General features: G+C 64.0%; 27 protein-coding genes. 14 read left to right on the top strand and 13 right to left on the bottom strand.

Features of this window, described 5'->3' with window-relative positions:
* Positions 1 to 16 precede the first annotated feature (16 nt).
* From AC6CDK_RS06255 to murI, 3 genes are all read right to left on the bottom strand, one after another.
* Positions 17 to 2,431 (bottom strand): homocysteine S-methyltransferase family protein, encoded by a 2,415-nt coding sequence (locus AC6CDK_RS06255; RefSeq protein WP_039646598.1) that lies wholly within the window; start codon positions 2,429 to 2,431, stop codon positions 17 to 19.
* Between the two features lie 90 nt (positions 2,432 to 2,521).
* Positions 2,522 to 3,115 carry a GerMN domain-containing protein gene (locus AC6CDK_RS06250; protein WP_039646600.1) on the bottom strand — a complete coding sequence of 198 codons (594 nt, stop codon included), beginning with the start codon at positions 3,113 to 3,115 and terminating at the stop codon, positions 2,522 to 2,524.
* The gene (murI, locus tag AC6CDK_RS06245; RefSeq protein WP_192905823.1) at positions 3,112 to 3,930 is read right to left on the bottom strand and encodes a glutamate racemase; all 819 of its coding nucleotides are present in this window, start codon (positions 3,928 to 3,930) and stop codon (positions 3,112 to 3,114) included. The genes AC6CDK_RS06250 and murI overlap by 4 nt, the downstream gene beginning before the upstream one ends.
* A 216-nt stretch (positions 3,931 to 4,146) precedes the next feature.
* Here murI and AC6CDK_RS06240 point away from each other — a divergent pair, with 216 nt between their 5' ends.
* The 6 genes from AC6CDK_RS06240 to AC6CDK_RS06215 all read left to right on the top strand — a co-directional run bounded on the left by AC6CDK_RS06240 (position 4,147) and on the right by AC6CDK_RS06215 (position 7,713).
* Positions 4,147 to 4,488 carry a hypothetical protein gene (locus AC6CDK_RS06240; protein WP_010943555.1) on the top strand — a complete coding sequence of 114 codons (342 nt, stop codon included), beginning with the start codon at positions 4,147 to 4,149 and terminating at the stop codon, positions 4,486 to 4,488.
* A 7-nt stretch (positions 4,489 to 4,495) separates the two neighbouring features.
* Positions 4,496 to 5,470 (top strand): 2-hydroxyacyl-CoA dehydratase family protein, encoded by a 975-nt coding sequence (locus tag AC6CDK_RS06235; protein WP_039646604.1) that lies wholly within the window; start codon positions 4,496 to 4,498, stop codon positions 5,468 to 5,470.
* Entirely contained in the window at positions 5,467 to 6,258 is a 792-nt protein-coding gene (locus AC6CDK_RS06230; RefSeq protein ID WP_192905824.1) for an acyl-CoA dehydratase activase, read from the top strand. The genes AC6CDK_RS06235 and AC6CDK_RS06230 overlap by 4 nt, the downstream gene beginning before the upstream one ends.
* 108 nt (positions 6,259 to 6,366) lie before the next feature.
* Entirely contained in the window at positions 6,367 to 6,651 is a 285-nt protein-coding gene (locus AC6CDK_RS06225; protein ID WP_039646608.1) for a hypothetical protein, read from the top strand.
* Between the two features lie 7 nt (positions 6,652 to 6,658).
* The gene (locus AC6CDK_RS06220; RefSeq protein ID WP_039646610.1) at positions 6,659 to 7,243 is read left to right on the top strand and encodes a putative metallopeptidase; all 585 of its coding nucleotides are present in this window, start codon (positions 6,659 to 6,661) and stop codon (positions 7,241 to 7,243) included.
* Between the two features lie 74 nt (positions 7,244 to 7,317).
* Positions 7,318 to 7,713: a bacteriohemerythrin gene (locus AC6CDK_RS06215; RefSeq protein ID WP_039646612.1), complete on the top strand. Its 396-nt coding sequence runs from the start codon at positions 7,318 to 7,320 to the stop codon at positions 7,711 to 7,713.
* 78 nt (positions 7,714 to 7,791) lie between these two features.
* Here the strand turns inward: AC6CDK_RS06215 and extS are convergent, their stop codons facing one another.
* From extS to extH, 10 genes are all read right to left on the bottom strand, one after another.
* Complete coding sequence (gene extS, locus AC6CDK_RS06210) at positions 7,792 to 8,592, bottom strand: selenite/tellurite reduction operon c-type cytochrome lipoprotein ExtS (RefSeq protein ID WP_039646614.1); 801 nt, start codon at positions 8,590 to 8,592, stop codon at positions 7,792 to 7,794.
* Positions 8,568 to 9,038 (bottom strand): selenite/tellurite reduction operon b-type cytochrome membrane protein ExtQ, encoded by a 471-nt coding sequence (gene extQ / locus AC6CDK_RS06205; RefSeq protein ID WP_237560745.1) that lies wholly within the window; start codon positions 9,036 to 9,038, stop codon positions 8,568 to 8,570. Before extQ ends, extS begins: the two co-directional genes overlap by 25 nt.
* Positions 9,039 to 9,052: 14 nt before the next feature.
* Positions 9,053 to 9,673, bottom strand: a complete 621-nt coding sequence (locus AC6CDK_RS06200; protein ID WP_039646617.1) for a cytochrome b N-terminal domain-containing protein — start codon at positions 9,671 to 9,673, stop codon at positions 9,053 to 9,055.
* Entirely contained in the window at positions 9,670 to 10,065 is a 396-nt protein-coding gene (locus tag AC6CDK_RS06195) for a QcrA and Rieske domain-containing protein (RefSeq protein ID WP_039646620.1), read from the bottom strand. The genes AC6CDK_RS06200 and AC6CDK_RS06195 overlap by 4 nt, the downstream gene beginning before the upstream one ends.
* Positions 10,020 to 11,285: a selenite/tellurite reduction operon b-type cytochrome iron-sulfur cluster-binding subunit ExtO gene (gene extO / locus AC6CDK_RS06190; RefSeq protein ID WP_039646621.1), complete on the bottom strand. Its 1,266-nt coding sequence runs from the start codon at positions 11,283 to 11,285 to the stop codon at positions 10,020 to 10,022. Before extO ends, AC6CDK_RS06195 begins: the two co-directional genes overlap by 46 nt.
* Positions 11,218 to 13,089, bottom strand: a complete 1,872-nt coding sequence (extM, locus tag AC6CDK_RS06185) for a selenite/tellurite reduction operon c-type cytochrome ExtM (RefSeq protein ID WP_192905335.1) — start codon at positions 13,087 to 13,089, stop codon at positions 11,218 to 11,220. Before extM ends, extO begins: the two co-directional genes overlap by 68 nt.
* Before the next feature lie 124 nt (positions 13,090 to 13,213).
* Positions 13,214 to 14,566, bottom strand: a complete 1,353-nt coding sequence (extKL, locus tag AC6CDK_RS06180) for a multiheme c-type cytochrome (seleno)protein ExtKL (protein WP_264158250.1) — start codon at positions 14,564 to 14,566, stop codon at positions 13,214 to 13,216.
* Between the two features lie 112 nt (positions 14,567 to 14,678).
* Positions 14,679 to 14,993: a selenite/tellurite reduction operon protein ExtJ gene (gene extJ, locus AC6CDK_RS06175; protein WP_039646627.1), complete on the bottom strand. Its 315-nt coding sequence runs from the start codon at positions 14,991 to 14,993 to the stop codon at positions 14,679 to 14,681.
* A 39-nt stretch (positions 14,994 to 15,032) separates the two neighbouring features.
* Positions 15,033 to 16,253 (bottom strand): selenite/tellurite reduction operon porin ExtI, encoded by a 1,221-nt coding sequence (gene extI, locus AC6CDK_RS06170; protein ID WP_039646629.1) that lies wholly within the window; start codon positions 16,251 to 16,253, stop codon positions 15,033 to 15,035.
* Positions 16,254 to 16,321: 68 nt separating this feature from the next.
* Positions 16,322 to 17,713 (bottom strand): selenite/tellurite reduction operon rhodanese-like protein ExtH, encoded by a 1,392-nt coding sequence (gene extH / locus AC6CDK_RS06165; protein ID WP_192905336.1) that lies wholly within the window; start codon positions 17,711 to 17,713, stop codon positions 16,322 to 16,324.
* Positions 17,714 to 17,988: 275 nt separating this feature from the next.
* Here extH and AC6CDK_RS06160 point away from each other — a divergent pair, with 275 nt between their 5' ends.
* The 8 genes from AC6CDK_RS06160 to AC6CDK_RS06125 form a co-directional block, all read left to right on the top strand.
* Positions 17,989 to 18,924, top strand: coding sequence for a LysR family transcriptional regulator (locus tag AC6CDK_RS06160; protein ID WP_039646633.1), 936 nt, complete (start codon positions 17,989 to 17,991; stop codon positions 18,922 to 18,924).
* A 159-nt stretch (positions 18,925 to 19,083) separates the two neighbouring features.
* Positions 19,084 to 20,718 (top strand): methyl-accepting chemotaxis protein, encoded by a 1,635-nt coding sequence (locus AC6CDK_RS06155; protein ID WP_039646635.1) that lies wholly within the window; start codon positions 19,084 to 19,086, stop codon positions 20,716 to 20,718.
* A 159-nt stretch (positions 20,719 to 20,877) separates the two neighbouring features.
* Positions 20,878 to 21,315, top strand: coding sequence for a DUF4418 family protein (locus AC6CDK_RS06150; protein WP_039646637.1), 438 nt, complete (start codon positions 20,878 to 20,880; stop codon positions 21,313 to 21,315).
* A gap of 160 nt (positions 21,316 to 21,475) precedes the next feature.
* A complete protein-coding gene (locus AC6CDK_RS06145) occupies positions 21,476 to 22,147 on the top strand; it encodes a heavy metal response regulator transcription factor (protein ID WP_039648371.1) in 672 nt (223 codons plus the stop codon).
* Positions 22,128 to 23,549 carry a heavy metal sensor histidine kinase gene (locus tag AC6CDK_RS06140; RefSeq protein WP_192905337.1) on the top strand — a complete coding sequence of 474 codons (1,422 nt, stop codon included), beginning with the start codon at positions 22,128 to 22,130 and terminating at the stop codon, positions 23,547 to 23,549. The genes AC6CDK_RS06145 and AC6CDK_RS06140 overlap by 20 nt, the downstream gene beginning before the upstream one ends.
* 158 nt (positions 23,550 to 23,707) lie before the next feature.
* Complete coding sequence (locus AC6CDK_RS06135; RefSeq protein ID WP_192905338.1) at positions 23,708 to 25,609, top strand: LTA synthase family protein; 1,902 nt, start codon at positions 23,708 to 23,710, stop codon at positions 25,607 to 25,609.
* Between the two features lie 2 nt (positions 25,610 to 25,611).
* Positions 25,612 to 26,472: a phosphatase PAP2 family protein gene (locus tag AC6CDK_RS06130; RefSeq protein ID WP_192905339.1), complete on the top strand. Its 861-nt coding sequence runs from the start codon at positions 25,612 to 25,614 to the stop codon at positions 26,470 to 26,472.
* Positions 26,450 to 26,989: ABC transporter permease subunit (locus AC6CDK_RS06125; RefSeq protein WP_496639775.1), on the top strand; the 540-nt coding region annotated here is incomplete at its 3' end. The genes AC6CDK_RS06130 and AC6CDK_RS06125, both read left to right, overlap by 23 nt.

The following is a 26,989-nucleotide window of genomic DNA, read 5'->3' as shown; positions in this document are numbered from 1 at the left end:
CCGCGTGACGCAATGACTAATCCACCCCGAGGAGCGCCTTTATCCGCGCCACCGCCTCCATGGCGTCCCGGGCGTAGAGGTCTGCGCCGATCCGGTCGGCATACTCCTGGGTCACCACCGCCCCCCCCACCATGGTGAAGGTCCGGATCCCGGCGGCCCTGAGGCGGGCGAGCACGTTTTCCATCTCGGTCATGGTGGTGGTCATGAGGGCCGAGAGCCCCACCGCGTCGGCCCCATTGCGTTCGGCTTCCGCCACGATCCGGTCCGCCGGCACGTTCTTGCCCAGGTCAACGACCCGGAACCCGTGGTTTTCCAGCAGGGTGCAGACGATGTTCTTGCCGATGTCGTGGATGTCTCCTTCCACCGTGGCCATGAGGATGGTCCCCTTTGTTTCCGCCTCTCCCGCCATATCCTGCTTGAGCCGCGCGAAAGCGGCCTGCATGGCCTCGGCCGACTGCATGACCTGGGGGAGAAACACCTGGTTTTTCTCGAAGCGGCGCCCCACCTCCTCCAGCCCGGGCAGAAGCCCCTCGTTGCTCACCTGGAGCGGTTCGAGCCCCTGGGAAAGGGCCTCCTCCACCAGGGAGACGATTCCCTCCCCGTCGCCGGTGATCACGGCCCGCGCGAGCCGCTGCCGGATATCGGGGAGCCCGCCCGGCGCTGACTGCTCGGCCACGGGAGGGGCCACGCCGGCATAGGCGGCGATGTAGGCGGCGGCGTTCGGGTCACGGTTCAGGAGCACCATGGACGAATGCCAGGCAGCCATCATCTCTTCTTCCTTCGGGTTCACGATGGCGGCATCGAGCCCGGCAGCCAGCGCCATGGCGAAGAATGCCGAAGAGATGAGCGGCCGGCGGGGAAGGCCGAAGGAGATGTTGCTGACCCCGAGGACCGTGGGGCAGCCGAGCCGCTCCTTGACGAGCCGCACCGCTCTCAAGGTCTCCATGGCCCGCTTCTGCTCGGCGCTCACGGTAAGGGTGAGGCAATCGATCACCACGTCCGGACGCCGGATGCCCGCCTTGCCGGCCGCCTCGACGATCCGCTCCGCCACGGCCAGACGCCCCTCGGCGGTCTCGGGGATCCCCGTCTCGTCCAAGGCAAGTCCGATCACGGCGGCCCCGTACTTCCGTGCCAGGGGCAGGACGCGCTCCATGCTCTTTGCTTCGCCGTTCACGGAATTGAGGAGCACCTTGCCGTCGGCGGCCTTAAGCCCCCGCTCCAGGGCGGCGGGATCGGACGAATCAAGGACCAGTGGCGCCCCCACCGCAGTGGCCACGGTCACGACGGCCCGTTCCATGGCGGCGGGCTCGTCGATTCCCGGGGTGCCCACGTTCACGTCCAGGAGGACGGCGCCGCGGGCGGTCTGCTCCAGGGCCTCCCGCCGGATGTAGGAAACCTTTCCCTCCCGCAGTTCCTGGGCAAACCCCTTTTTGCCCGTGGGGTTGATCCGCTCGCCGATAATGGCGGCAGGAAGCCCTGCACCCATGGCCACCACGGTGGTGCGACTGGAGAGGAAGGTAACGCCCTCGGCCGGGCCGCAGTCGCGCACGGACTGGTCCCGCAGGGACAGAGCCTCACGGATGGCTCGGATGTGGGCGGGTGTAGTGCCGCAGCAGCCGCCGATGATCCGGACGTTCAGATCCAGCAGCCGGTCGTGGAAGGCCGTCATGTCGTCCGGAGTGCCGGGAAAGACGGTGACGCCGTCCACGAGCGCCGGCAGCCCGGCGTTGGCCTGGGAAATGAGCGGGAGCCGCGTGACCCGCCGCATGGCCGCCATGACGTCGCAGATGCCATCGGGTCCCAGGCCGCAGTTGGAGCCGACAATGTCGGCGCCGGCCGCCTCCAGGGTCACTGCGGCGGCCTCGGGCGAGGTGCCGAGCACGGTCCGCCCCTCGTTGTCAAAGGTAAGCTGGGCAATGACGGGGATATCCGACGAAACCTCGCGAATGGCGATGACCGCCGCACGGATTTCCTTGATGTCGAGGAAGGTTTCCAGGGTGATCAGATCCGCCCCGGCGTCGACGAGCGCCCGGGCCTGCTCGCGGAAGATGGCGGCCATCTCGTCGAAGGAAACATCTCCCACCGGCTCCACGAACTGCCCCGTGGGGCCGATCGACGCGGCCACGTAGGCCCGGTCGCCGCAGACTTCCCGCGCGATGGCCACGGCCCGGGCGTTGATCTCGGCGACCCGGTCCTGGAGACCGTAGTGCTCCAGCTTGGCACGGCTGCCGCCGAAGGTATTGGTGACGATGATGTCGGCGCCGGCATCCAGGTATTCCCGGTGGACGCCGGCAACCACCTCCGGCAGGGTCAGGTTGAGTTCCTCGGGGGACTGGCCGGGCCTGAGGCCCCGCGCCTGGAGCATGGTCCCCATGGCGCCGTCGAGGACAAGGACCCGCTCGGCAATGGCCTGAAGGAAGGGTTGTTTCATGGTTCACCAACCTTTGGAAATATTATGGATCGATTCGACCAGGCGATCAGGGACTCCGCAGTGCCCGGCGACCGGCCGGCGACCTCCCGGTCACTGGGTTTGCCGGGTCTCCGGCTCGGCGGGACGCTCTTTGGAGTAATCGGGGTCAATGGGCTGGCGCAGGTCCAGGTGCCCCGTGAGGGATTCGGCCTCGGCGCCGTCCAGAAGGAACCTGACCCGCTTGAGCTGGGGGAAATTGAAACAGACGGTGTTCACCACCGAATAGACCGCCATCATCTCGGATGAACTGCCGCCGGGGAGGCCGTCGGCCAGCTCGCGCCCGAAGTCGATCACCGCGGTGTCCCCTTCGATCCGCACCTGGCGGACTGTTGTCGTAGGAGGGACCGTGGGTTGAAGCGCCCCCAGGGGGCCGTTGATCAACTCGTCCACGACCGCGTCGACACAATCGGCAAGCTGGTCGCAGGCGGGCACCCCGCGCCCTTCCCGGGCCAGCCCCTCTCCATCCGGGGCGGCGAAGAACAGGGTCACCCTGAAGCTCCCGGCAGACCCCGGCACGGGTTGAACCGTGGGGAGCTCATGGCGCTGGCGATATTTGTCGAACATGAGAAGGCCGATGACCAGTGCCACCGCGGCAAAAGCGGCCAGCAGGACAAGGCTCCGGCGGTGGGGGGTGGAACGCTTCATGGCCGCTCCTTTTCCGCATCGAGGCTCACCTGGTAGACATCGCCGAGCCTGCCGCCGATGAAGCGGTTGCCGACCCGGATGAAACCGGCTGGCACGTCGGTGACGAAGAAGTGGTGATTGCCCTGCTCGCCCTCCGGCCGGAGCAGGCCGCGACTCCTCAGGATATCGGCCACGGTGCGCGCCGTCTCTTCGGCCGAGTCCACGAGCCTGACGTCTTCACCCACGGTTTCGCCGATGACCCTCTTAAGGAGGGGATAGTGGGTACAGCCGAGCACGATGGTGTCGACCCCCTGCTCCCGCAGGCCGGCCAGGTAAGTGCGGGCTGAGAGGCGCGCCACCTCGTTGTCGGTCCACCCCTCTTCGGCCAGGGGAACGAAAAGCGGACAGGCGCGGGTGATCACCTCCACCTCGGGATTGAGTCGCTTGATGGCCTTGGCATAGGCGCTGCTCCGGATGGTCCCCTCGGTGCCTATGACCCCGACCTTGCCGGTGCGCGTGGTGGCCACGGCCCGGCGGGCGCCCGGCTCGATGACGCCGACGACCGGGATGGGGAGCCGTTCGGTGAGGGCTTCGAGGGAGGCGGCCGAAGCGGTGTTGCAGGCCACCACCAGGAGCTTGATGTCGCGCTTCACCAGGAACGATGCGATTTCGAGGCTGTAGCGGATGACGGTTTCAGGGGACTTGGTCCCGTAGGGGACCCGGGCGGTATCGCCCAAATAGATGGTATCCTCCTGGGGGAGAACCTTGATGATCTCCTTGAGGACGGTCAGTCCTCCGACCCCCGAGTCGAAAATACCTATGGCTTTCCAGGGCACGATTCTTCTCCACACGCGGACGCTCGCCGATATCGCCGGCCCGTGGGCAACGGGCATCCCTGCCACAAAAACGACCGGCGCTTTCAGTTGTTGCGTCGCTTAAAAATGTATATACTAGGGAAGCCATATTACCTTGTCAAGCCATTTGCCCGGACACCCGACGGTGTAACCCCGCTTCATTTCAGGGTGAAAGTCCGATAGCCGCCTGGAGCCCCCATGGAAAAACAGGAACTGCTCGATAAGACCCGTGAGACCCTCAGCCCCTTCGAGACGGGAAACATCATCGCGTACATAAAGAGCCTGACGCTCAAGAGCGCCATGGAAAATCCGTGGATCATCAGTATCCTGGCCATCGTCATCTTTTACGGGGTGTTCAAGAGATCGAAATTCGTCCTGTCCACGGTGTTCGCCATCATATCCATTACGCTTCTCATCCGGCTCACCCTGCCGACGGGAGAGGGGAACGAGCTGACTCTCGGCTCCACCCTCCCCTTTGCCTTCGGCGGCCTCGTGATTGGCGCATTTCTCATCTATTTCATCTTCATCAAGTCGGAGTAACATCCCAGTGCACCGCGTCGGATTCACAACCACCATCCCGCTGGAGATCGTCCTGGCGGCGGGCATGACACCCGTTGACCTGAACAACGTCTTCATCACCAGCCCCCACGCCACCCGGATGATCGAGGAGGCCGAGGTGGACGGATTCCCCCGCAGCATCTGCGGCTGGATCAAGGGGATCTATGCAGCGGTGGTCGAATGCGGCATCCACGAGCTGATCGCCGTGACCGAAGGGGACTGCAGCAATACCAGGGCGCTCATGGAAGTGCTGTCGCTGAAAGGGGTGGAGACGATCCCCTTTGCCTACCCCCACGACCGGGACCCGGCAGGGCTGCGCTTAGAGATCGAGAAACTCATGCGCCGGTTCGGGGTCGGCTGGGACGCGGTGAAGCTCTCGCGGGAGCGACTGGGGCGAATCCGGCGTAAAATCAAGGAGATTGACCGCCTCACCTGGGAGGAAAACCGGGTAAGCGGCCAGGAAAACCACTACTTCCAGGTCTGCACGAGCGACATGAACAGCGCCCCGGACCGGTTCGAGGCGGAGGTCGACGCCTTCCTGGAAGAGGCGCGGCAGCGGGAACCCTTCCGGCAACGGCTGCGGCTCGCCTACATCGGCGTCCCCCCCATCATGACCGACCTCTACTCTTTTGTGGAAACGCTCGATGCCCGGGTGGTCTTTAACGAAACCCAGCGCCAGTTCGCCATGCCCTTCGATACGCCGGACCTGGTGGAGCAGTATCGGGCCTACACCTATCCCTACGACATCTTCCACCGCCTCTCGGACATCCTGATGGAGCTGGAGCGGCGCAAGGTGGACGCGGTGATCCACTACGTCCAGTCCTTCTGTTTCCGGCAGATCGAAGATATGATCGTTCGCCAGAAGCTCCCCATGCCGGTGCTGACCCTGGAGGGCGACAAACCCGGCCCCCTGGATGCACGGACCAGAATCCGGATCGAAGGGTTCCTGGAGATGCTGGCATGAACCTGGGGATCGATCTCGGCAGCAGAAAGGCGAAATTCGCCCTGGTGCAGGAAGGGCGCGTGATTCGCCTGGCTGACCACGATACGGTCCCCTTCTACAAGCGCTACGGCCGGCTCGAAGGGGAAGAGCTGGTCCTGGACCTGGCCGCCAGTGGTCTCTTCTCGACCGAAGAACTGGAGGGGGCAACGGTGGTGGTCACGGGATACGGCCGCAACACCCTGTCGCTGCGGGGCGCGCGGGTGGTGTCGGAAATACGGGCCCACGTGGCAGGGGCCCTTGCCCAGACCGGACTCGACGACTTCACCCTCCTGGACATGGGAGGGCAGGACACCAAGGTGGCCCTCGTGAGGGGCGGCAAGCTCGCCGACTTTGTGATGAACGACAAGTGCGCCGCCTCCAGCGGCCGCTATCTGGAGAATATGGCGGCAATCCTGGAGGTGTCCCTTGACGAGCTCTCGTCCCACTGGCGCGATCCGGTGCCCCTCGATGCCACCTGCGGGATCTTCGGCGAATCGGAGCTCATCGGCCAGATCCTGCGGGGGTACCCCATGGAGCGGCTCTGCGCCGGGGTCAACCAGACCCTGGTGAAGCGGGTGCTTCCCATGCTCAGGCGCTTCCCGTCCGAAACGGTGGTGCTCACCGGCGGGGTAGCCCACAATCGGGCACTGGTCCGCCTCCTTGAGGACGCCACCGGACGTGCCCTGGTTGTGCCGGAACACCCGCAGCACAACGGCGCCATCGGCTGCGCGGTAATCCGGGACCAGGGGCCAGGGACCAGGGACCGGTAAACGCTGACAAACAAGACAATCACGGGAATCACGGCAACGTGACCGAGGCGATGGCAACAGTGCCCACAGGGCTTTCCTGGTCCCCGGTCCCGGCCTTTCGGAGGTTTCATGAAGCTCGCAAAGAAAGACTGGTTTTTCATTGTTCTCATTCTGGTTGTGGTCGGAGTATTCTGGGCCATCTCCGGTGAGGTGCGCACGAAGAAGGTTCCGCTCGACGCCAATCACAAGCCGTTCTACGACGCATTCGCCCAGGGTGCGGGCAAGCTGGACCTGGACCGCCAGTGCGTGGGATGCCACCACGAAAAGCCCGGCGGCATCCCGTTCCCCAAGAACCACCCCGTGAAACCGGCGGACGGGCCCATGCGCTGCCTCTTCTGTCATAAGTTCAAGTAGCGGCACCATGGGGGTGTTGAACGTCACCCGGGAACTGGAGCGGCTCATCGCCCATGTGACGGGCCGCGTTCCCGAACTGGCGCATATTGATCCGACCCGGCTCCTGGTCTGCATTTCCTCCACCCGGGGGGCCGGCGTGCGCGGCACCTACGCCCGCATCCACCCCCTTCGCTTTCCCGGCGGAGCCCGGTCGGTGGAGCGGCGGCGGGGGCGTCACACCTGGGTCAGCACCATGCCGACGATCGTTCACCGCCAGGTGGAGATTCTGTACATCATCTACTTCCTGGTTCCCCGCTTCCTGGATCTTTCCCTCCGCGAGAAGCTCATCACGGTCTTCCACGAGCTGTATCACATCTCCCCCGCCTTTGACGGCGACATCCGCCGTTTTCCGGGCCGGAACTATGCCCACGGCAGCTCGACCCGCCGCTACAACACCCGCATGGGAGAGCTGGTGGATCTCTATCTGGCCGGCCATGGCAGTCCTGAACTGCTGGCCTTTCTGGAGGGAGACATGGCGGAGCTGCGTACCCGGCACCGGACGCTGGTGGGGCGACGGTTCCCGGTGCCGCGCATCACAAGCGAACGGGTCTGAAAAAATGATGCTAAAGAGTCTTTGCGCGCTGCCGATATACTACAAGTAACAACGTCCAACACGAGGGTATCGCCATGACAATCGGCTGGAGAGATGATCTGCTGACGGGCGTCGCCGAGGTCGACGACCAGCACAAGGAACTGTTCCGGAGGTTCGGTGAGCTGTTGACCGCCTGCAACCAGGGCAAAGGGGGCGAGGAGGTCCTGCGGCTCATCAGCTTCCTGGACGACTACGTGGTGAAGCACTTTACCGCGGAAGAGCGGATCATGCGCCAGCACGGCTACCCCGACTACCTGGAGCACAAGCAACAGCACCAGGGCTTTGTCCGCAGGCTGGGAGAGCTCAAGCACCAGTTCCGGGACGAAGGAGCGGGCCTCTCCCTGGTGATCACCACCAACCATATGATGATCGAGTGGCTGTCGCGGCACATCGAGAAGATGGACAAGGAGATCGCGAAGTACGTCAAATAGATCTGCAGGCAACCGCTCCGCAATGACGGGCCGCCGTGCACCTGTGCACGGCGGCCCGCGTGCGTTCAGCCGTAAGCTTCAGTTTTCGAGATCAGCGCGAAGGAACGGAACCAGCTTCGCCTTCTCTTCCTTGGTGAGGGGTACCGGTGACATGAGAGCGGCGGGACGGACGCTGCGGGGATTGTCGAGCCAGCGGCCGAGGCGCTCGGGGGTCCAGGGCTCGTCCGGCTTGAAGGGGGTAGGGTAAAACGGGGAGAAAAGCCCGGAAAGGTTCGGCGCGACGGTGCCGGCACCCAACCCTCCCTCGCCGGCGGTAAGGAGCCGGTGGCAGCCGCCGCACTTGGTGACGAACAGGTTGCCTTCCTTCGCGCGAACGGCCTCGAAGTGGACCACAAGAGGGACGGCAGCGGTCCCTTGTGCGGGAGCGGCCCCGGCAAAGGCCATGATGGCATTCACCACATCGGCGGTCCGACGGTCGTCGAACCGGAAGTCGGGCATGAAAAGAACCGGCTGCCGGATTGCCTCGAAGAGTCTCACCGGGTCGTCACCGGCCAGACGGTCCAGGTCGGCGGCCAGGCGCGTCCCCTTTTCACCCAGGCGATGGCAGCGGCGGCAGCCGAACCGCTCTGCCACGCGCTTTCCCTCCTCCACCCGGACGCTGCCGGGGATGGTGAAGTGGGAGAGTTCAGCCGGCACGAGCCGATAGTGGGCGATGGCCAAACGCGTGCTCCTGCCGTTACCCCGGTGACAGGAGACGCAGGTGCCCTTTTCCGCATGGTGGGGGCGGTGGCAGGAGCGGCATCCCTCGCCCGGCGGCGGTCCGACGCAGGCGGACAGAAGAGCGGCGATCAGGATCAGAAGGGCCAGACGAGCGACCAATTCTCCCCCCGGAAGACCATGGCGACCACGGTCAGGGCTACAATGACGGCACAGGCTCCCAGCGCGAGCCACGAGGAGGCGCGGTTACCCTCACCGAACCAGACGGCCCGCTCGGGCCGGTGCCTGCCAAGCCACGGCATGAGCAGGAACCAGAGAGAAAGGGCAACAATGCCCCAGGCGAAGCCGTTGCCGTGGCTCACGACCTCCTGGGTCCAGAGGAGGAACCAGGCCGATTTGGCCGGGTTCGGCGGGGCGGCCGGGTCGGCGGGGGCCAGGAGCGGCGCCGGGACAACCAGGGCGAGGAGCGCCAGCAGGAGCAGGCCGGCGGCAAAGGCCCGTTTGACCGGACGGAAAAAGTGGGGAGAGCTCCGGACGTACTCCCCTCCTCCCCGGGGACCGCGACGCAGGTCCCGCTCCGGTTCGCCGACATGCACAGGTTCTCTCACGGCATCCGCTCCTCTCACAGATAGGGAAGCAGCCCCTTGGTCTTGCGTACCCGGTAGAAATGGAGAAACGACAGCCCCATGATGCCCAACGGAACGATGACCACGTGCAGGGCGTAGAAGCGCAGGAGCGACAGGGACTCACCCACCCCGTCGGGGACGAGGACGGCCCGGAGCCAGCCGCCGCCCGGAAAGGTGGCCAGCAACTCCATGCCGGTACGGGTGGCCCAGAAGGCCAGTTGGTCCATGGGGAGCAGATAGCCGGTGTATGCCTCGAACACCGACAGTCCCAGGAGACCCACCCCCACCACCCAGGTCAGTTCGCGGGGCGGCCGGAAGGCACCGGTGAGCACGACCCGCAGGATGTGGAGGAACATCAGGCAAAGGAACCCGTGGGAGGCAAGCCGGTGAAGCGCCCGCAGGTACTTTCCCCCCACCACCCTCGACTCCAGGAACAAAATCGAATCAAAGGCCCGGTCCGGGGTCGGCTGGTAGTAGAACAGCAGTAGTACCCCGGACACGATCAGGGCGAAGAATGCCGTAAAGGCGAGCCCGCCCAGGCAGAAGGTGTAGCTGAACCGCAGGTTCTCCCGCAGAACCACCCGGGGGAAGAGATGTTTGGCGAATTCCTTGATCATCCGACGACAATCTCCACCCGCTCGCCCCGGTCCTCCACCCGATGGCGGGCCAGGGGACGGTCGGCGGGACCTTTGACAACGTTTCCCTTCAGGTCGAAGCGGCTGCCGTGACAGGGGCAGACGATCTCCGACGGTGTGACGGTCACCGTGCAGCCCAGATGGGTGCAGGTGAGGTCAAGGGCATAGAGGGTATCCCCATCCCTCATGACCGCCAGGTGCCGTTCCTTGAACACAAGGGCGCCCCGTGGGGGGATCGATGCCTTGGCAACGGTGAATCGCTCCCCCCCGCCCCGCGCCGCGGGAACGAGAAAGCGCCACGCCGCCGCCAGCGAGGCCGTGAATGCGGCTAACGCCGCGATGAACCGCCGGCGTCCCCGGTCAAATCCCGCCATCGTTCCAGATACCCTTTCGTGTATTCGGGGGTCCGCACCCCCATGCGCCGCACCCGCTCCGGCTCCATGAACGTACCGTTGGCCATCCGCTGGCCGGTGCGGTCCCAGAAGGAATCGAGGGAAAGACCGTCGGCCCGGGTCCGGTAGATCCGCTCGTGGGGCGGTTCCAGCAGAAAGCGCCGCGGGTTGTCGTGACAGCCGTCGCACATGACCGTTTCGCGCCGGATGGTGTGGGGGGCAAAGGTCTTCCAGCGGGCGGCCAGGAGCCGGTTCTCCTGCCCCACTACCCGTTCGTTGCGGAAATCCGAATGGTAAAGGATGAACTGGGGCCGAGCCGGGCTCACCCGCCCCGCTTCGTTGAGCGCGAGGGGGGGGGCGTCCTGTCGCTTGAGATAGGCGCTCTTCACCCAGTCGTCCTGGCGGGTGACCACCTGGAAGCGGGACTGGAGCCGGGGGCTGTTGGTGAAGCGCAGCCAGAAGGTACCGTACTCCTGGGGTGCCCACGCGGCATGGCAGGCAACGCATTCGAGCCGGTCCCGGTGGGCGGCGATGCGGTGTTCGACCACGCGCGGGTCCGGTGTGTGACAGTCGATGCACCCCTTTGCGGTCCGCTTGCCCGCGACCAGGCTCGCCATGGAGTGGCAGTCGGCGCACCCCATCCCCGCCTCGGCATGGACGTCGGGCAGCATGGGGAGGAAGGTCTCGCCATTGGCCAGCTCGCCCCGCTGGTAGCGCAGGGCATCCTCCCGGGGCGCCCGGCCGTGGTAGTCGGTGCCCACGAAGTAGCCCCGGTGGCAGGAGAGACACTGGCTGTCCCGGGGCCGGGTCAGGGCATGGCCGCCGCCGGGATGGCAGTCGAGGCAGCCCGTCACGTGGCAGCCGCCGCACTGATTGCGGAAGAATGCACCATCGGCTCGCCCCAGGGTATCGGCCACGAAGCGCCGTTCCGCGCTCCGGGTGGTCATGGGGTGGTCGAAGAGACGGTCGTATCCACGGTGGCAAGCCACGCACCGGGCGGCGCGGTCGGCCACGAGGGCCGGATTGCGCACCGTGGCCCGGTCGTCGCCGTGACAGGGGGAACAGCCGATGCCTGCATGGGGGCCGGTAAGGACATCCCGATGGCAGACGCGGCAGTTTTCGCCCGTGGCGGCGTCAGCGGGCCACGACGCGACCGGCGCTGCCAGCAAGCAGGCGGCGATGCAGAGCATCATCCAGCGCACGATAGTCGAGCTCCTTGCGGTAGATGGGATCGTCGGCCCGGGTGTGGCAGACGATACAGAGGTTTGCCCGCCAGACCCGTTTGGCCTCCGTGTCGTTCAGGGGGCGGGAGTTCTCGCGGGTAATGGCGGAGAAGGCCCGTACCAGGCCACCCTCCATGGTCTGGAACCCGTCCAGGGGCTTCTCTTCGTTCTTGGTGCAGCGTAATGTCCCGTCGATCCGTCCTTTTCCCGTCACATGCTGGCCAAAGCCGAGGAAGGCGGGGTTGGCGTGGCATTCGCCGCAGCCGATGGCCCGTTCGCCGGTGTTGTGGGAGTAGAACGGCGCGAACCGGAGCTGCCTTTTCCCCTTGAAGGTGGAGACGTAACCCTCCCGGGACAGGGTGCCGTCCGCCTCCACCACGGTGACGAAGGTCTGGCAGCCGGGAGTGACCGGCGCAATGCCCCCCCGCTGGTTCAGGGCCAGGGGGAAGGGATAGAGGGTCCGGTAATCCTCGGTTTCGGTGAAGAGCCCGGGGGTGTCCAGCCCCGAGATGAAGTCGGTGCCGGTGCGTCCCTTGTCGTATTTCGTATGGCAGCCGTAGCACTGGGGAACCGCCCGGGAATGGCAGGCGGTGCATTCGAGCCGGCCGTGGCCGACCACGGTGTGGGCCGGTGAGCCGGTAATGACCTTGCTGGTGAATACCCTGCCGCTCCGCTTGCCGAGCACCGCCACCCTGCCATCCTTCACGAAGACGTTGGAGTAGGGGCGCCCCTTGGCGGTGACGATCATGCGCATGCCCGGCCGCATCTGCATGGGGTAGCGGGCCGACTCCCGCACCGGCTCCTCGTTCTCCCGCGCGATCTCCCGCCAGCGGGGGGGCGAGGTTGCGCTGCCGTGGCAATCCTCGCAGCGGATCTCCACCTGGTGGTAGAGGTTTTCGTAGGCATAGCCGTCACCCATGATGTCGCGGGATGTGTGGCAGTCGATGCACTCCATCCCCCGGGCGTGGTGGATGTCGGGAGGGATGCTCGTCACGTTCCGGTTGCCGCTGGTGAGCTGGGGGCCCGGAAAGCCTCCCCTGGTCGGCACGAGGCCGTTGTTGCCGTCGTTCAACCCCAGGTAGGAGAGGGCGATGCGGCCGCTGCGGTTATGGCAGCGGAAACAGGCGTCGTTGCCGGGGAGCCCTTCCATCCGGTGGCTGGACGCGGCGGGCCCACGCAGTCGCATGGTCAGGTCGCTGCCCTTGTAGGCGGAATCGGCATTGCGGGGAAAGTGGCAGGCCGCGCAGCCGGAGCCGTGTCCCACGCCCCAGGCATAGCGGTTTTCGGTCCCCACATGGCAGAGGGAGCAGAACTTGCGGTAGAGCTCCCCCGAGAGGTTGTCCAGCTCGGCCACGCCGCTGACCCTCACCCGCTTCCCCTCTGCGTCGTAGAGGTCGTCCTGCCGCGCTCCGTAGCGCCGGCCGTCCTCACCCTCCCAGGTAAGCTGAATATTCCTGATGATTCCCGTGTTGGTATACATGAGCCCCGAACGGACCCGGCCCAGTTGATAGGGGTGGCAGGCGCCACAGCTCTTCTCCCACACGGCAGGATCCGAGGGGTTCCGCGGGGCGAACATGGTCCGGTGCGCGTCCTCCCTGCTCCGGGCCCGGCCTTCGCCGCCGTGGCAGGCGACACAGGAGGGGTGGGCCGGTGAGGCGTGCTCGATCTTCCCGTGGCAGGAGAGGCACGACGCGTTCTCCCCCCCGCTGCTGCCGCATCCGGCAGCGAAAAGGGACATAACGGCGACAGCCAGCACGGGAACGGTGCGGGAAATCCTGCTCATGGCATGGTTCGCTCGATAACGCACGGGGGCAATGGTACCACAGAAAACGGGCAAAGGTCCCTGCAAAAAAGGCCGGCAGCGGTACGGCTGCCGGCCATCACATGAAGGAGGTGCTGCGTGGGTGCTACTTGCCCTTGGCGCTGATGCTCACCTTCTGGGTGAACTCATGCCAGAGGAACGGATCGGAATTCATTGAGCCGAAGGGGAGATACCAGAGCTTCACCTCCACATCCAGGTCGTGGGCCAGGGTCTTGCGGACCTTCTTCCCGTCCTCCACCACGTCCTCGGTGGGGAAGAGGATATCGAACCGCTCGTGGATCTTCTTGCCCGGCGGCAGACCCGTGTCCTCGATCATGCCGCTCTTCTCGTAGGGGCCGCGCCCCATCCGGTCACCCCGGGCCAGTTGCTGGGGCACCGGCATGTAGATCTTCTCCTGATTGAACACTTCCTCGCCATCTTTTGTCTTTGCTATGACCGACAGAACCAGTCGGTTGGGGGTCGGTCAGCCGTCGGGGATCGAGTGACCCGCGTGGTTGGTCATCTCGACCTTCACCACCGCCTTGGGCGTCACCAGTGCCCCGTCCCGCCAGTGGTAGCCATAGGCTTCGGCCTTGAACTCAACCGCGGCCTTGGCCATGCCCGGGTCGCGGTAGCTCTGCATGTTGTGGCCGAGCTTGCTCTTCTTCATGTGGCATTCCTGGCAGCTTTCCCGTCCGCCCTCGGCCCTGTAGGCCCAGAGGTAGCTCGCATAGCTGGTGCAGCACTGGGTCGGGTTGTCCAACTCCATGTTCGGCCCCAGGCCGTGGCACTGGCCGCACTGGATGGACTCGGACATGATGGGGCTGACCTTCATCGCGGGGAATGCCGCGGAGGGGTGCTCCCCGTCCTTGGAGCCATAGACGACCCCTGCCCGGGGATAGCCGTCGGTCCACTTGTGGGTGATGGCGTTGCGGTTATGGCAGACGAGGCAGTTGATGTTGAGGCTCTTGAGCTTGTCGGCCTCGGCAGTGGCCTTTGCCGCATCCTTTTTCTTCAGCGCATCCTGCCAGTTGCCGATGGTTGCGATGATCTCCTTGGCAACCGAATCCTCGGCATCGGCCAACTGGGGAAGGTGGCACTTGGCGCACCCCATCAGGTGCTCGACCTTCACGTCAGACGGACTTTTCACCCCGGAATAGTCCCACTCCATGAGACCGTTGACCACGGCGGTCATGAAGGTGGCGGCGGTCCGGCCGGTACCGAAGATGGAGCGGGCATGGATCGACTGCTCCCACTCATCGTGGACTTCCTGGTGACACTCGATGCAGGAACTGGAATCGTACATCTTTGCCAGCTCGGCCATGGTCTTCGCCTTGCCGCTCTTGGCAGCGATCGTCTCCTGCCAGCCGATGCCCGCCTTTTCGGCAAAGACCGGTGCGGCGGCACAGAACGCAAGCACTGCGGCAGCAAGGGTCAGCCATGCGGTTTTGTGCTTCATGGTCTACTCCTTTTTTGTGCCATACATAAATAGCTGTATTGCAATAAATGAATTTTAGTCCATAAAAAGAAACCTCCCCGCCCCAGGGCGGGGAGGTGGCCATGACAACCGGCTAGCAGCCCTGGAGGGCGTCGCCGGCGGATTCGGAGATGGTCATGGAGGAGTCTGTCTTGATCTTGGCGGCCTTGGCCTTGCCGAATTTGAGGACAACTTCGTCGCCCTTCACCTCCACAACGGTCGGCATGCCACCGCTGGCCTGAACGTGGGCACCCTTCTTGACCCAGGCGGGGACCTTCTCGGCCTTGACGGTAACTTTTTCGCCATCAACCTTGACGACCTTGCCCGAGAAGGAGCCGGCGGCAAAAGCGAACGCCGCCATGGAAAGAGCTACGAGAGCCGCTGCGACCGACATCATGATCTTCTTCATTGTTCTTACCTCCTGCGTGTGGTTGTGCTGCGCTCAGCCCTAGAAGAGGAGCTGGAGCTGGGTGATGAACGTGGTAAAGTCCTCGCTCTTGACTCCGCTGAATGTTCCTTCCTTGTCGAAGTCGGTCTTGCTGACCTCGGCCGTGAGCTTCAGGTTCTGGCCCCAGATGTAGTAGTTGGCGCCGGCGCCGTACCAGTTGATATCCTGGTCCACCACATTGTTGAGGTTGGCGAAGCTCCACCGCTCGTAGCGCCCGAAGATCTGGAGCGGGATGGTGGGGAACATGTAACCGGCCTTGGCGTACCAGCCTCTTTTCTCGCCGTTGAGGCCGATGGCGCCGGAGTCCACGTTGGTGGACACGGTATAGGCGTCATCGATGCTGAAGTCGGCATAAGCCGCGGATGCGGTGAGCGTGCCGAAGCCTTCGACCGGATACTCGAAATAACCGTCCACGGTCCAGGCGGTGTAATCCTTGGAGTCGCTCTGGGTGGCGGCATTGCCGTAAGCGACGTTCGGCTCGTACTGAACCGCGGCGCCCACGGTCAGCACCTGCTTATCGCCCATGTAGGTACCCTTGTAGCCGTAATCCTTCTCGGGGTCGAGCAGGGTCACGTGGGCCCGGGCCGTGTAGCGGAAGTTCGAATCAGGAGAGGAATACCCGTTGGCATCCCGGTCGCCGGCCTTGCGGCCTTCCATCACGTCGAGGCGATACTGGAAGATATCGTCGAACAGGTTGCCCCAGACCGCCACACCCACGTCGCGGGTCGAAACATAGGGAGCGCGGATGAAGAGGGAGCGGTCCAGGGTGAGCGGCATTTCGCACGCCTCCAGGTTCTCGCGGGTCAGGTTATGCTTGAACTTGCCCACGTTCACCCGGAAGCTGTCGTGGAACTTGAAGCGCATAACGGCGTCGAGAAGCTGGAACTGCGTGTCGGCGCTGTTGTCGCCGACGCCGAGGGTGCTCACGTTGGGGTCCTCGGTGAATTCGGTCTGGACATAGAGGCTCAGCATGTCACCGTACTTGCCCATGAAGGCGAGACGGTTGCGGCGGAAGTTGAAGTTGGTGGTGGTGTCGTCGCCGTTGGCGCCGGAGCCGTTGTCGCGGACCGTCATCTGGAACTGGCCCTTGTAGTCGATCTGGAGGGCGCCCTGGTCCTCGGGGCCGAAGGTAATGCGGGGGCCGGCAAACGCCGTGCCGGCCAGCAGGGCCGTACCGAGGGCGACGCCGGAGATGGTCGATATCTTGCGCATATTCATCATGCATTCGCTCCTTTTTGATTAAGAGGTCCCCCGCCCCGGCGGGCGGGGGTCAAGAACGTCGCTCGCTGCTAGCAGCCTCCGCCGCCGGACGAAGAACCGCCACCGGTCGAGCCGCTGACGGTGCTGCGGTAGGCCCTGTCGGCATCTTCAATCTGGTTGCCGTTGGCATAGCTCGGCTCCACGCCGTAGACGCGGGATGCATAATCAACGATCACCTTGCTCCGGGGAGCATCAACGTTCCACGTCAGGTTATCCGTAAGCAGGGTGGTATCCCAGATGGACCCCACCGCCAGCTTGCCGCCACGGGTCGGATTTGACGCGTCCGCTGCAGCCATCAGGTTCCATTGGCCCAGGGAGCCGTCATACCATTTGACATCAACGTTGGAATTATAATAGACGATTCCGTCAAGGACGAAATAACCTATGGATGCATAGTTCCCTGCCCGGCAGAGGGAGATGAAAGTTTTCGTGGCATCGAGATTTGTCTCGCCGAGGGGAGTCGCACCATCCGTGCCGAATGCCGCCACGAGATCCGCTCTGATCGCGGCAGCGTCTTTGAAGTACATGCCGCTTGTCAGCATTCTGGTGGCGTGATAGCTGTAAGAGCCTTTAATGGCACCATCAAACGGGGTGAATTTTGTACCATCAAGCAGGTCTGACGTGGGACCCGAAACCGTGGCATTGACAGTCGTAGTTGATCCGCGGACAGTGTCGATGATGGTAACCTTGTCCGCATTGCCGTCCCTGATACCCTTGACATACGCAATCATCTCGCCGAGCGACACCCGCATATCGGTGTTCACGTTAGTAGTCCCGTTCTGGGCAACGCCATAGGTCGACTTCTGTACGCTCGGCACAACCGACGTCAAGATGTAACCGGCATCAGTCCACCCCTTATTCCCGCCATCAAGAACCTTGAGGCGATTTTTGGGGAACCCCCAGTAACGGAGCGTCGTATAGGCCCTGGCGGCATTGATTGCGCCAGTGGCGCTGGCGGCGTTGCTGGTCAGGACGATTGTCGTATTTTTATCAATGCCAGCGTTCTGTATCAGGGTGTCGATGGCGGCCCCGGTGCAGACCATGCTGCCGGTAATGCTCAACGGGCCCTCAGCACGTGTATTGTCCTGGAATGCACCTGAACCGGCTGAGATCAACTGTGCGCCGGGAATATGCCCGACCGTGTTGTACGCATTCGAACCGTCGCCAGCGTTGGCCGACACATCAAGGATCACGACACGGTCATAACTCCCCGGTGCTTTGTTCACCAACCCAGCGTCAACCCATGACTTGAGAGTCCCGGCATCGATCAGCGCGTTAGCCGTCTGCGTCGTGGCGGCAGACGTGGCCGGCTGGTCAAAACCTCCCCCCCCACAGCCCCACAACGTCAGCAGCGTCAGCGCGACAACGCCGAGCATGCCGGCCAGCACGCTGCGTCCCCTTCTCCATGCCTGCTTCGCCATACTACCTCCTTTAACTGGTTATTGCCTCTCCTCCCGAAGGGGGCGGCGCCCCACCCGCACGCGGTGCGGGGCAATGTACCGACTGATTCCGTCACTCATTGCAACAAAAGTGCCACGGGATTAAACACAAGACAATGCCGCACAAACTAAACGCCTATCACTGCTTGCGTTTTTTCATCTTGAACTATATCGTCCTTTTTGTCATAACTTGAAGTGAATCATTTTCATAACTACCATGCGCAACGCGCATAACGACTGCAACCAATGGAAATACAATGGATTTGACCCTGCTCAAGACATTCGTAAAGGTTGCATCCATCGGAAGCATCTCCAAGGCTGCAGTGCTGCTTTGCGTCACCCAGTCCGCGGTTTCGCGGCGCATCAAACTGCTCGAGGAACACTACGGCCATCCCCTTCTGGAGCGTACCGGGACTTCGCTCAAACCCACGCCGGCCGGAAAGATGCTCATCGAAAAGGCCATGTCGATCCTCGACATCGAACGCCAAATTCTCGACAGCCTCGGTGTCAAGGAATCGAAACAGAAAATCTCCTTCTGCTGCACCCCGTCCTTCGGCATCAGCAGCCTGCCGACGATCCTCAACTCCTTCCTCGCCGGCAAGGGAGAGGAAGCAGACCTCAAGTTCGTTTTCGCCATGCCCGAGGAGGCCCTTGACGGGATCAGGAGCGGCAGGTTCGACCTTGCCCTCATCGAGCACTGTGACGACCTGGACCTGAACGGTTACCGAACCCACCCCCTCCCCGCCGACGAGATGGTCTTCATCAGCGCCCCGGCACGCGGCATCGACACGCCCGAGCCGGACATCGACCGGCTCCTGGGAGAGCGGCTCTATCTCAAGAACGAGACCGGCTGCGCCAAACGGTTCCTCAACTGGAACATGCGCTCAATCGGGCGCGACGGCAACGAGTTCGTCAACACCGTATACTTTGACGACTGTCCGTTCATCCTCAGCCAAGTGCGGGCCGGCAACGGCATCGCCTTTGTCTCGGCAAGCATCGTTCAGGCCGAGCTTCACACCGGCACGCTGCGCGCGCACCGGATCGCCGGATTCAACCCGCTCCGTCCCCGTACCCTCGTGTTCAGCCCGCACATGGAGTGCTCCCCCGCGATCCACGCCTTCATCGAGACACTCTTTGCAGCCCATGGCATCCCCTGCCCCGCGTCCCTGCCCCCTCGCCAACCATCCCGATAAGACTGCCACTTTCCCGTCGCCCTCAATTTTCCTTAAAGTTCTTCGGTTATACACCGATACTCAACAACTAGATAACCACATGCAATGTGCGTTCTCGGCACAGGAGCCGACAGGCGCGAAGCACGTTGTTGCGGGTAGAACCGAAAGGAGAGATGAGTGATGCGCGTTATCAGGAACTTGCATCTGAGTACAAAACTGGTGGCGGGTTTCGTACTTGTGGCCCTCATTGCGGGCCTGGTCGGCCTCATCGGCACCATAAAAATCCGCATCATGGAAACTGCCGGCACCGAGATGTACGACCTGGTTACCGAGCCCCTCGGCACCATGGGCGGGGTGGCCATCGCCTTCCAGAAGGCCCGGGTCAACATTCGCGGCATGATCCTTGACGACAATCCCGCCAGGGCCCAGGCCAACGCGAACTCCATCGCCAAGCTCTACAAAGAGATCGACGAAGGGCTGGCGGACTTCGGCAAGAGCATCCTCAGCAAAGATATCCGGCAGGAATTCGACTCTCTCAGGAAAGCCATCGGTGAGTACGCGCCCGTGCGGGAAGAGATCATCGCCGCAACCCTTGACGGCGACCGGGAGACTGCACTGGCTCTCATGCGGAGCCAGGGGCTGGCCTTTGAAAGAAAGATCGACGAATCGATCAAGAAACTCTTTGACATGAAGATTGCCGGGGCCCAGAAGCGGAAAGACCTGAATGCCGCCGCCGCACGGAGTGCCCTGGCCCAGATGACGGTTCTCGCCCTGGCCGGCATGGTTGTCGCCGTTGCCCTCGGCCTCATGGTCTCCCGCCAGATCACCGCACCGCTCAGGAAGGTCGTCGGATTTGCCCAGGCCATTGCCCAGGGCGACCTGACCCACCGCCTGGATATGGAACAGAATGACGAGACCGGGCAACTGGCCGATGCCGTCAACACCATGGCGGATCGCCTCAACCGGCTCATCGCGGGCGTGGCTGACAATGCATCCCAGGTGGCAGCGGCGGCGACCCAGCTCACCTCCAATGCCGAGCAGATGGCGACGGGCGCGGAAGAAGTGGCGGCGCAAACCGGCACCGTGGCCACGGCCAGCGAGGAAATGGCGTCCACCTCGGCGGAGATCGCCCAGAACTGCACCGCTGCCGCAGAGGAGTCGCGGCGGGCAAGCGACACGGCAGTCCAGGGTTCGGAGGTCATTCGCCATACCGTCGGCGAAATGGAGCGGATTGCCGAGCGGGTCCGCGAGACGGCGCGGACCGTGGAAAGCCTTGGCGCCCGGAGCGATCAGATCGGTGAAATCATCGGCACCATCGAGGATATCGCCGACCAGACGAACCTCCTGGCCCTGAACGCCGCCATCGAGGCGGCCCGGGCCGGCGAGCAGGGGCGCGGCTTCGCCGTGGTCGCCGACGAGGTCCGGGCCCTGGCAGAGCGGACATCCCGCGCGACCAGGGAAATCAGCACCATGATCAAGGCGATCCAACAGGAGACCAAGGGTGCGGTCGCCTCCATGGAGCAGGGGGTGCGGGAGGTGGAGCGCGGAACGGCCGAGGCATCCCAGTCGGGCAGGGCCCTTGAGGAGATACTGGAGCAGGTGGGCTGCGTGACCATGCAGGTCAACCAGATAGCAACCGCAGCCGAGCAGCAGACCTCGACCACGGCGGAGATCAGCGGCAACATCCAGCAGATCACCGACGTGGTCCAACAGACGGCCCGGGGAGCCCAGGAAACCGCGGCGGCTGCGCGGCAACTCTCGCAACTGTCGGCAGAGCTGCAGCACCTGATCGGCCAGTTCCATCTGTCAGCCTGACCGCCATTCACTATCAGCAGGGAAGAAAGGACCTTCCGAATCGGAGGGTCCTTTTTTCATTGACCGCCGCATGGCTGGGGACGTTATCGGACGCATACATTTTTGATGACAAATAACGGGCTCAATGGTAACTATGGGCAAACGTTAACCGGAGTTCACATGAAGCAACTCAGTGCGGCCGCACTTTTCATATCAGGAGTCCTGCTGCTCCTGCTGCCCCGGATTCTTGCCCCCGTCTGCATCCACGTCTCGAACATCGACCCGAAGCTCGGCGCATTCATGCCGTGCAGCGATGCCGCAGCCATGACCTACGTGATCGGGGCCCTCACCATGGCGTGCAGTTGCGCAGTCATGTTCGCCCCGGACACAGGGACCGCGAAAGGGGCTCTCTGGCTGAGCCTGGCCCTGGCTGGGCTTCTCTTCTACGGCTATCTGCTGACGCCCGGCGTCTGCCACGCAGAGGGGATGCCGTGCCGGGCGAGCACCTTGCCGGCAGCTCTCACCCTGGGAGCCTTCCAGATACTCTTCAGCCTACTGGGTCTCTCCTCGATCGGATCATTCGACCGGCTCCGCGCCAGGCTCCGCCGCCGGACTTGAGCAGTCGCCCGATGGAGATGCTCCTTACCCTGACACCCGGTCCGGCCACCATCCCGCAACACGCCGCTCATGGAGCAAAATGGTTGCGGCAACCCGGCGCAGGCGCTAAAATCACCAGAAAAATCCATCCCACCAGCCACCCCGGCGCCCCGATATCTCCATGCGCGTCCTGATCATCGAAGACGAAAAGAAGGCAGCCGCCTACCTCCAGAAAGGGTTCGCGGAGAACGGCTTCACGGCCGACACCGCTCCATCCGGCGACGACGGCCTCCACTTGGCGCGGACCGAGAACTATGACCTGATCATCCTCGACATCATGCTTCCCGGCCGAAACGGCTGGGATGTGCTGGAAGAGCTGCGGCAAGAGGGGAGCGAGGTGCCGGTCATCTACCTGTCGGCCCGGGATGCGGTGCACGACCGGGTGCGGGGGCTTGAGCTGGGGGCCGACGACTACCTGGTGAAACCCTTCGCCTTCTCGGAGCTCCTGGCGCGGGCACGGACCATCCTCCGGCGGGGGCCGGCCCGCCAGCCGGAACGTCTGCGCGCGGACGATCTGGAAATGGATCTCGTGGGGCACAAGGCCCGTCGGGGGGGAGCGCCCCTCGACCTCACCGCCAAGGAGTTCCTCCTGCTGTCACTGCTCTTGCGCCGCAAGGGCGAGGTGCTTTCCCGCACCCTCATCGCCGAACAAGTGTGGGGGATCAATTTCGACAGCGACACCAACATCGTCGACGTGGCGATCCGACGGCTGCGGCGCAAGGTCGACGACCCCTTCGAGCGAAAGCTCATCCACACCGTCCGCGGAGCAGGCTATGTACTTGAAGCGAAGTAACGGCCCCTCCCCGGGAACCCTCTCCCTGACCGCGCGCCTCACCGTCCTTTCCACCCTCGCCACCACCGGCGTCCTCCTCTTTGCCATCGCGTTCCAGTTCCTTGCCCTGGTAAGCGACCTGGAGTTCGAGGACAACGACTTCATCATCGACAAGATCCGGGTCATCGAGGCGATCATCGCCCGCTATCCCGACGGCAGGGTTCACCTTGAGCAGGAAGTCCAGTGGGAAGGGAACATGCGGGAGGATAGCCGGTACCTGGTCCGCATCGTCGACTCCCGGAAGCGTGTCATAATGGAGACGCGGGGAATGGACCGCATTGCCCCGCCCGCCATGTTCCCCGCGCCGGCCCGGGACACCCACGCCATCGGCCGGGGGAAGAAGTTCACGACTCCCGAGGGTCGCGTCTACCTGGTGAACGCGGCCTGGACCGGCGGGCGGCAAGCCCCGGACAGCCGCCAGGTCCAGGTGGCGCTGGACGTTACCGAAGAAGAGGAGATGCTCGAAGGATACAAGCAGAAGATGGCCTTCGTGTTTCTGGCCGGACTCTTTCTCTCGGCAGGACTCAACGTGGTCGTGGTACGGCGGGGGCTGCGCCCCCTGGTCCAACTCACGGAGACGGCAGGCCGCATTGACGTGACAACGCTCAACGAGCGGATCGACGCCCGGGTATGGCCCCGTGAGCTGGCCCGCTTCGCCGCCGCCTTCGACGCCATGCTCACCCGGCTCGAAACCTCCTTCGAGCGGCTTGAATCCTCCTCCGCCAACCTGGCCCACGAGATCCGCACCCCCCTCAACATCCTGCGGGGCGAGGCGGAAGTGGCCCTCTCCCGGGCCCGGTCGCCGGAGGAATACCGCCGGGTCATCGAGTCGAGCCTTGAGGAGTACGAGCGGCTCTCGCGGCTCATCGACAACATCCTCTTCCTGGCCCGGGCCGAGCAGCGGATCGAGCCGGTCCCCCTGGACGCGGGCCATGAACTGGGACTGCTTCAGGACTACTACGGCACCCTGGCCGAGGAAAAGGGTATCGCCATTTCGTGCACCGGCGGGGGAACGATTTCGGCCGATCCGCTCCTGTTCCAGCGGGCCGTCGGGAACCTCTTCTCCAACGCCATCCGCTATACCCCAGCCGGGGGAGCGATCACCGTCAGCATCGACCGAGCCGAAGACGGCGGCACACTCCTCACCGTCGCCGACACGGGCATCGGCATCGCACCGGGCGACCTTCCCCGGGTCTTCGACCGGTTCTACCGCAGCAGCGAGGCCCGCACCCTCAATGCCCAGGGAACCGGGCTCGGCCTCGCCATCGTCCGTTCGATCATGGAGCTCCACCGGGGAAGCGTGATCATCGACAGCGCGCCGGAGCGGGGAACCGCCGTGACGCTCCGCTTCCCCCCAGCCTGACCAACAGCCTTTCATTCCAATCCCCACAGAAGGCTCCCGCCTCGCTACACGCCAGTTACACCAAGATGACAAAATTGTCATGTCCCCGTCATGATCCGGTCAGGTTCCCGCAGGTATGATGGCTTGCTGAAGTATGATCCCCTTCATGCGGAGCCATCATGACCCTGCGCCGTAACCTTGGCATCATCTCTCTCTTTTCGCTCATCTACCTGGCCATCGCCACCGTGACCCGAACCGTGCTCCTCGCCATGGTCCCGAAGGGGTCGGGGCTCACGGTCCCCCTGGTGGCACAGGCCTATGCGGCGGGGCTCCTGTTCGACGTTGCCTCCCTTGCCTATCTTCTCATCCCGGCGGCCCTCTACCTGATCCTCGCACCACGACGGCTCGTGGAACACAGGAAGCACGCCTGGCTGGTCCGGGCGGCGTTCTTGGTCATCATCGCCGCCCTCATCTTCGGCGCCGTGGCCGAATACTTCTTCTTCGAGGAATTCGCCACCCGCTTCAACTTCATTGCCGTGGACTACCTGATCTACACCGGCGAGGTGATCGGCAACATCCGCGAATCATACCCCCTCGTTCCGATCGTCGGCGCGATCCTGGCCGTGGCCCTGATCCTCACCCGGCTGCTGCAGGGCGTCATCGACCGTGCAGCAGCCACCACCTTTTCGGGGCGCAGGCGTCGCCTCGGCGCAGCGCTCCTGGCCCTTCCCCTGGCAGCCCTTCTCTTTGTGAACATCTCCGCGACTGCCATCTCCGCCAACAGCTATGCCAACGAACTGGCGGGCAACGGTCTCTACGGCCTGTTCGCCGCCTTCCGCAACAACGAGCTGGACTTCACGCGCTTCTACGCCACCCGCGACGACCAACAGGTCATGGCCCGCCTCCGGGACATGGTGAAGGAGCGGAACAACCACTTCATCGCATCCCCCCCGCGCATGACCCGCCAGATCACCGGCGAGGGGAGAGAGAAACGGCTCAACGTCATCGTGGTGGTGGAAGAAAGCCTGAGCGCCGAATTCCTGGGAGCCTGGGGCGACACGCGGGGGCTGTCGCCGAACATCGACCGCCTGGCCCGGGAAGCCCTCGTCTTCTCCCACCTCTACGCCAGCGGCACGAGGACTATCCGGGGGCTCGAAGCCCTCACGCTTTCGATCCCGCCGCTCCCCGGGACCTCCATCGTGAAGCGCCCCGACAACGGTGGATTCCGCTCCTGGGGCGAGATCATGAAGGAAAAGGGGTACGACACCCGCTACATCTATGCCGGTTACGGCTACTTCGACAACATGAACGCCTTCTTTTCCGCCAACAGCTTCGATATCGTGGACCGGAACAGCTTTGCCCAGGACGAAATCACCTTCGCCAACATCTGGGGAGTCTGCGACGAGGACCTCTTCCGCAAGACCATCCGGGAATCGCGCGCATCCTTTGCCGCGGGCAGGCCGTTCTTCAGCATGGTGATGACCACCTCCAACCACCGTCCCTTCACCTACCCGGCGGGAACGATCGACATCCCCCCCAAAACCGGCCGCGACGGGGGGGTAAAGTACGCCGACCATGCCATCGGCAGGTTCCTCGCAGAGGCGCGCAAGGAACCCTGGTTCAAGGATACGGTATTCGTCTTCGTGGCCGACCACTGCGCCAGCAGCGCCGGCAAGACCGATCTGCCGGTGAAAAAGTACGAGATCCCGCTCCTGGTCTACGCCCCCCACCACGTCAAGCCGGGACGGGTCGACCGGATGATGGCCCAGATCGACGTGGCCCCCACCGTGCTCGGGCTCCTGAACATGAGCTACACCACCGATTTCCTGGGCCACGACATACTCAAGGCAGACAACCGTCCGGAGCGTGCCTTCATCTCCACCTACCAGAAGCTGGGCTACATCGAGGGTGACCGGCTCCTCATCCTGAGCCCCCAGAAGGGGGTGAGCCTCGCCCACTTCGACCGCCGGAGCGGTGCCACCGAGCCGCTCCCCATGGATGAACGGCTCCTGCAGGAAGCCCTCGCCTGGTACCAGGGGGCCAACTACATCTATAAAAACCGGCTCAACAGGATACCCTAGCCATGGAGACGCGATCCTCAGCGCCCCTGGATGCAGGGTTCTGGCTCCGGCACTTTGCCGTGCCGCTCCTTTTGTTCGGCTTCGCCATCGCGGCCTGCGAAATAACCCACGTGGACCTGGCCCTGGCCGACCGATTTTACGATTTCGCTTCTGGCACCTGGCCAGCCCGGGAGTCATGGTGGGCCCAGTGGCTCATCCACAAGCGGGGCAGAGACCTGGTGGTGGTCGTGGCGAGTTTCTCACTGATCGCAGGGGTCCTCGCCTTCCAGATCGAACGCCTCAAGCGCTGGCGGTGGCAGGCGCTCTACCTGTTGCTGGTCATCTGTCTCGGCACCGGGCTGGTTGCCGTCGGCAAAAACCTGACCGGCCGCCACTGCCCCTGGGATATGGAGCGTTACGGCGGAACCGTTCCCTACACCCGGCTCTTTGAAGGTCCTTCTCCCGGACCCGACAAAGGGCGCTGCTTCCCCGCGGGGCACGCGGCAGGCGGCTATGCCCTCATGGGAATCTACTTTGCCCTGCGGGACCGCCGGATGGCGACCGCCCGGGCAGGGCTCGCGGCAGGCGCTGCCCTCGGCACCATCTACGGCTACGGCCAGATGGCCCGCGGCGCCCATTTCCTCTCCCACACCATCTGGTCCGCAGCGGTCTGCTGGTTCGCGGCGCTGGTGCTCTACGCTGCATTCAGGCCGCTCTTGGCTCCATCGGTGTGCAACAGCACCATCATGGATCGATCAGGAAACAATGGACCGGACGACGGTCGGAACGAACGGATGCCGCATCCGCCCGTTCCCGACATGCCGGACATGACGCAGTCGGCGCACGACGCAGAAGAACCCCTTGTCGTCCCGCGCCGTCCATAGCCTCCGCGAAACGCGTTCACTGCCGAATCTCTGGGACGTGGCGGCATTCCTGCTCGTCCTGGGGGTGGTGGCGCTCCTGGCATGGGGGAGCCGGGAAATGGCCGCGACCTTTGTCCCGGGGAAAATCGTGCCCTCGCTCTCTCTCGATCCGCGGCATCTCCCCTATTATGCCCTGCGCACCGTAATCCGCATGGGAGCAGCACTCTGCTTCTCCCTTGCCTTCACCCTCACCTACGGCACCCTGGCGGCCAAGAGCCAGCGGTTCAGCCCGATCCTCGTCCCGACCCTCGACATCCTCCAGTCGGTGCCGATCCTCGGCTTCCTCTCGGTGACCGTTACCGGCTTTATCGCCCTGTTCCCCGGCAGCCTCATGGGGGTGGAGGCAGCCTCCATCTTCGCCATCTTCACGTCCCAGGCGTGGAACATGGCCTTCAGCTTCTACCAGTCCCTGAAGACCATCCCCCGGGATCTGGGCGAAGCGGCCACCCTCTTCGGCCTCTCCGGCTGGCAGCGGTTC

The organism is Geobacter sp. PheSNFMC (assembly GCF_059620965.1).
Note: the sequence above shows the minus strand (reverse complement) of the source record. Positions and strands in the feature narration are given on the sequence as shown.

What these genes read in the sequence shown, in the direction of transcription:
- AC6CDK_RS06255 (WP_039646598.1), bottom strand. Translation starts at nt 2,431, where the DNA reads ATGAAACAACCCTTCCTTCAGGCCATTGCCGAGCGGGTCCTTGTCCTC.
- AC6CDK_RS06250 (WP_039646600.1), bottom strand. Translation starts at nt 3,115, where the DNA reads ATGAAGCGTTCCACCCCCCACCGCCGGAGCCTTGTCCTGCTGGCCGCT.
- AC6CDK_RS06240 (WP_010943555.1), top strand. Translation starts at nt 4,147, where the DNA reads ATGGAAAAACAGGAACTGCTCGATAAGACCCGTGAGACCCTCAGCCCC.
- AC6CDK_RS06230 (WP_192905824.1), top strand. Translation starts at nt 5,467, where the DNA reads ATGAACCTGGGGATCGATCTCGGCAGCAGAAAGGCGAAATTCGCCCTG.
- AC6CDK_RS06225 (WP_039646608.1), top strand. Translation starts at nt 6,367, where the DNA reads ATGAAGCTCGCAAAGAAAGACTGGTTTTTCATTGTTCTCATTCTGGTT.
- AC6CDK_RS06220 (WP_039646610.1), top strand. Translation starts at nt 6,659, where the DNA reads ATGGGGGTGTTGAACGTCACCCGGGAACTGGAGCGGCTCATCGCCCAT.
- AC6CDK_RS06215 (WP_039646612.1), top strand. Translation starts at nt 7,318, where the DNA reads ATGACAATCGGCTGGAGAGATGATCTGCTGACGGGCGTCGCCGAGGTC.
- AC6CDK_RS06200 (WP_039646617.1), bottom strand. Translation starts at nt 9,673, where the DNA reads ATGATCAAGGAATTCGCCAAACATCTCTTCCCCCGGGTGGTTCTGCGG.
- AC6CDK_RS06195 (WP_039646620.1), bottom strand. Translation starts at nt 10,065, where the DNA reads ATGGCGGGATTTGACCGGGGACGCCGGCGGTTCATCGCGGCGTTAGCC.
- extM (WP_192905335.1), bottom strand. Translation starts at nt 13,089, where the DNA reads ATGAGCAGGATTTCCCGCACCGTTCCCGTGCTGGCTGTCGCCGTTATG.
- extJ (WP_039646627.1), bottom strand. Translation starts at nt 14,993, where the DNA reads ATGAAGAAGATCATGATGTCGGTCGCAGCGGCTCTCGTAGCTCTTTCC.
- extI (WP_039646629.1), bottom strand. Translation starts at nt 16,253, where the DNA reads ATGATGAATATGCGCAAGATATCGACCATCTCCGGCGTCGCCCTCGGT.
- extH (WP_192905336.1), bottom strand. Translation starts at nt 17,713, where the DNA reads ATGGCGAAGCAGGCATGGAGAAGGGGACGCAGCGTGCTGGCCGGCATG.
- AC6CDK_RS06160 (WP_039646633.1), top strand. Translation starts at nt 17,989, where the DNA reads ATGGATTTGACCCTGCTCAAGACATTCGTAAAGGTTGCATCCATCGGA.
- AC6CDK_RS06155 (WP_039646635.1), top strand. Translation starts at nt 19,084, where the DNA reads ATGCGCGTTATCAGGAACTTGCATCTGAGTACAAAACTGGTGGCGGGT.
- AC6CDK_RS06150 (WP_039646637.1), top strand. Translation starts at nt 20,878, where the DNA reads ATGAAGCAACTCAGTGCGGCCGCACTTTTCATATCAGGAGTCCTGCTG.
- AC6CDK_RS06145 (WP_039648371.1), top strand. Translation starts at nt 21,476, where the DNA reads ATGCGCGTCCTGATCATCGAAGACGAAAAGAAGGCAGCCGCCTACCTC.
- AC6CDK_RS06140 (WP_192905337.1), top strand. Translation starts at nt 22,128, where the DNA reads ATGTACTTGAAGCGAAGTAACGGCCCCTCCCCGGGAACCCTCTCCCTG.
- AC6CDK_RS06135 (WP_192905338.1), top strand. Translation starts at nt 23,708, where the DNA reads ATGACCCTGCGCCGTAACCTTGGCATCATCTCTCTCTTTTCGCTCATC.
- AC6CDK_RS06130 (WP_192905339.1), top strand. Translation starts at nt 25,612, where the DNA reads ATGGAGACGCGATCCTCAGCGCCCCTGGATGCAGGGTTCTGGCTCCGG.